Annotated in this window: 2 protein-coding genes; both read left to right on the top strand. The window is 35.8% G+C overall.

Annotated elements, in window-relative coordinates:
* The first annotated feature begins 14 nt into the window (after window positions 1-14).
* Complete coding sequence (locus P6733_RS17805) at window positions 15-3314, top strand: RHS repeat domain-containing protein (protein WP_306354305.1); 3300 nt, start codon at window positions 15-17, stop codon at window positions 3312-3314.
* Window positions 3315-3321: 7 nt separating this feature from the next.
* Window positions 3322-3716, top strand: a 395-nt coding sequence (locus P6733_RS17800; RefSeq protein ID WP_306354304.1) for a DUF6443 domain-containing protein, incomplete at its 3' end; no start/stop codon positions are given.

Raw genomic sequence — 3716 nt, 5'->3', positions numbered from 1 at the left:
ACACTCGATTCATTATGAAAAACAATATCTGTTTATTTTTCTTGATTGTACAGGCTTTTCTGTATGCACAAGACAACACACCCCCACAATTACCAAAAATATTTCCACCATCACCGGATGTTGCTTCCTTAGGTAAATTTGGTGATACTCCTGTAGGACATTATACTGGTGTACCAAATATTTCTGTACCCATGGTTACACTACAAGGAAAAGAACTCTCCATCCCTGTCTCAATCGCCTATCATGCTGCTGGAATAAAAGTCAATGAGATTGCTTCTCGTGTGGGTTTAGGTTGGGCCTTAAATGCGGGAGGAACCATCAGTCGTAGTACTCGTGGAATCCCAGATGACAAAGGAATGGGCTATCTGTACAATACGGCACATATTAATTATATACTATCGAATCCTTCTGCTGCCGATGACCCTCAAATTAGAGGCTATCTTGAGACTGTAAGTCAAGGAAATGAGGATTTGGAATCTGATATTTACAATTATAACTTTATGGGCTATAGTGGTAAATTCTTCTTCAACAATACTGGAGAAATTATTATGCATCCCTATGATAATGTTCGATTCACTCCTGTAAAAAATGGTCTTACAATTATTGGTTGGAAAGCCGTTGTAAAAGATGGTACTATTTTTTATCTGGGTGTTTCCAAAGATGGTTTACGCAAAGCCAATGATACCTCTACTACCTCTTCTATGTCTCAAATCAATGGAACTAGTTTTTCTTTTCCGTTTATGAATCCTAATTTCACGGATTTCATTACGGCTTGGCAATTGATGGATATTGAAACGATCAAAGGAGAATTGGTTTCTTATGAATATGGCAGTAATGCCATTGAATTTTGGAATCTAACCAGTCAAAGCAATATTTTAAAAAGTTCTCTAAGTGCCTTACCTCCAGGTTTTACTAGACCTTTAACCTTTTCTTCCAATAGTGATGTAACCCACCGTATTGTCAAAATTAAAAATGATTTGGGATACATTAACTTTGAGTATAATCTGGCTCGTGTTGATTTAAAAAACGATGTAGCGCTTACTGCTGTAAAACTCTTTGATAATAGTAATACTTTGATCGATCAATACAATTTGAGTTATGATTATTTTGTAGCAACGCAATTACAAGGTCTTAGTAGTTTTAATATGGAAAATATTGACCAACGGAAGTACCGTCTGTATCTAAAAAATGTAATCCAGAGCAAAAATAACCTCACGAATAATAAATACGAATTTACCTATAATACAGCGCAACAACTACCCGACCGTTTATCGTATTCACAGGATTTTTGGGGATATTATAATGGGCAGCCCAACAACTTTTATTATCCATCCATACAGTATGTTCCTGTAGATGGAAATAGTCCTGATTTATCACAAGACTACAATTTAATTGTAACCAGTCAAGGAGGAAATCGAAAAGTATACCCAGACTATGCCAAAGCCTGTACCTTAACGAAAATTAAATACCCTACGGGTGGAACAACCGAATTTGAATTTGAATCGAATCGCGTTATTAGCAATAACAATTGGATTTTGGCAACAACAGAACTTCAAAGTACTCCTCTTTATGGCTTTATGTCATATACCGCACCTCCAGGAGAAGTTCAATTGAACATCCCTATTCCAAATCCTGAAAAATATATCGGTGGTTTGACTTTATCCTATAATTTATTACATAATTGTAGTAATTCAAATGCACTGGATTGTCCTAAAATACGAATCTACAAAGCCAATAATATTGATTTTACAGATGTATTCATATTAACAACAAGCATATATGGTGAGAAGAAAATAGATTTAGCACCCGGACAAACCTCTCTTAGAATCGAAGTATCCGGTTATGGAATAAGCATAGCGAGTAATCCGATTAATCATATTAATTTTTCTATTACGGGTTATAAATTAAAACCCGAAGATGAAAATGGCGCTTTAGCGGGTGGGTTAAGAGTGAAAAAAATAATCAATAAAGATACTGATCAAACCACCCTTACCCAAAAAAGATACGAGTACAATCAATTTGAAAACCCTATTAAATCCAGTGGATTAGGAATGCATCCTCCTGTCTTCCTTTATTTTTCAAAATTAATGTATATCGATACTGAATATAATTATTTTCATGCTAACATATTAAATTCAAATCCAATATTTCCTTTAACAAATGGGAGCTCCTACTCTGCTGGTTATACCAACGTAACAGAATATTCCGAAGGAGAAGGAATCAATGGTAAGACGGAATATACCTTCATGTTCATACCTGACCCAGATATTGGAACTATTTTTAATCAATATTCCCTTCAAGCCCCAACCACAGATTATTCACACAGACGTGGAGCGTTACTCAATAAAAAAGTTTATTCAAGTGTTAATTCTACATATAAACCTTTACAAGAAACTATTAATGAATATGTTAGTACTGACTATGGAAATAATTCGAGCTATAATATTATCTCTGAAAATATTTCAAACAAAAAATTCACAATAAAAAGCTATAATAATTTAGCTGCTCCTTTCTATAAAACGAAAGAAACCACAAACAATTATTCTGGAGCAGCTATATTGACGCAAACCAAAGATTTCTTTTATGATAACCCAGTACATTTAGAACCTACCCGTATCATTACTACTGATAGTAAGGGAAATGCCTATCGTACCAAAATGATTTATGCTGATGATATTGCAAGTTCAACTTTTTTGGCTGGCCCTGCCTTGACCAATGAAGAATGGTATGCTGTGTATACAATGAAGAGTAATGCCTTGCATCGTATTGCAGAACCAATACAAACTGAAACAACGATGAATGATGCTACTACGTTTTCAGTTCAACGAACCGCTTTCCAAAATTGGGGCAACGATTTGATTTTACCGAAAAAAGTATTGGTCTCCAAAGGGGATCTTGAAATTGAAAATCGTATTGCTTATAATGCTTATGATTCCAAAGGAAATCCACAAGAATTACAACAGGAAAAAGGAACACCTATTGTTTATTTATGGGGTTATAACAAATCATTGCCTATTGCCAAAATAGAGAATGCAACTGCGGCTCAAGTAGCAACGGCTCTAGGAACCGATATCAATGGCTTGCAAAACTATAATGAAACCCATATCGGGACCCTTAACAATTTACGCAATAGTCTTGCGGAAGCCATGGTTACTACTTATAGTTATATTCCTCAAGTAGGAATCCGTACGATTACGGATCCTAAAGGACAAACGACAACCTATGAATATGATACTTTTAATCGTTTACAAAAAATAAAAGATTTCCAGGGGAATGTCATCAAAGAGAACCAATACAACTATGCACCTAACTAATATCATCATGAAAAAGATAGTATACGCCTTACTCTTGTTTCCTATGATCGTAGTAGGACAAAGTACCAATCAGAATTACGTTAAAACCACGAATTACCGCGAAGCAGGTGCCACCAATCCGCAATCGCAGGTAACCTATTTCGATGGATTAGGACGTCCCATCCAACAAATTGCACAACAGCAATCTGGAACCGGAACCGATATGATTACTCATATCGAGTACGATAGTTTTGGCCGTCCTGTAAAAGAATATTTACCTTATGCGGGACATACAGACGACATGAGCTTTCAACCGGATGCGCTCAATGCTACGCTGAATTTTTCGGAATACACAGGACAGAGCCCATATAGTGAAACCTTCTTTGAAAACTCACCCTTGAACCGCCCACATAAAAAAGGAGC

It is taken from the genome of Flavobacterium aerium (genome assembly GCF_030766725.1).
Lineage (GTDB): Bacteria > Bacteroidota > Bacteroidia > Flavobacteriales > Flavobacteriaceae > Flavobacterium > Flavobacterium aerium.
The sequence above is the reverse complement of the archived record's forward strand: the minus strand, read 5'-3'. Positions and strand labels throughout refer to the sequence as shown.

Coding starts and splice junctions, on each gene's coding strand:
- P6733_RS17805 (WP_306354305.1), top strand. CDS start 15: ATGAAAAACAATATCTGTTTATTTTTCTTGATTGTACAGGCTTTTCTG.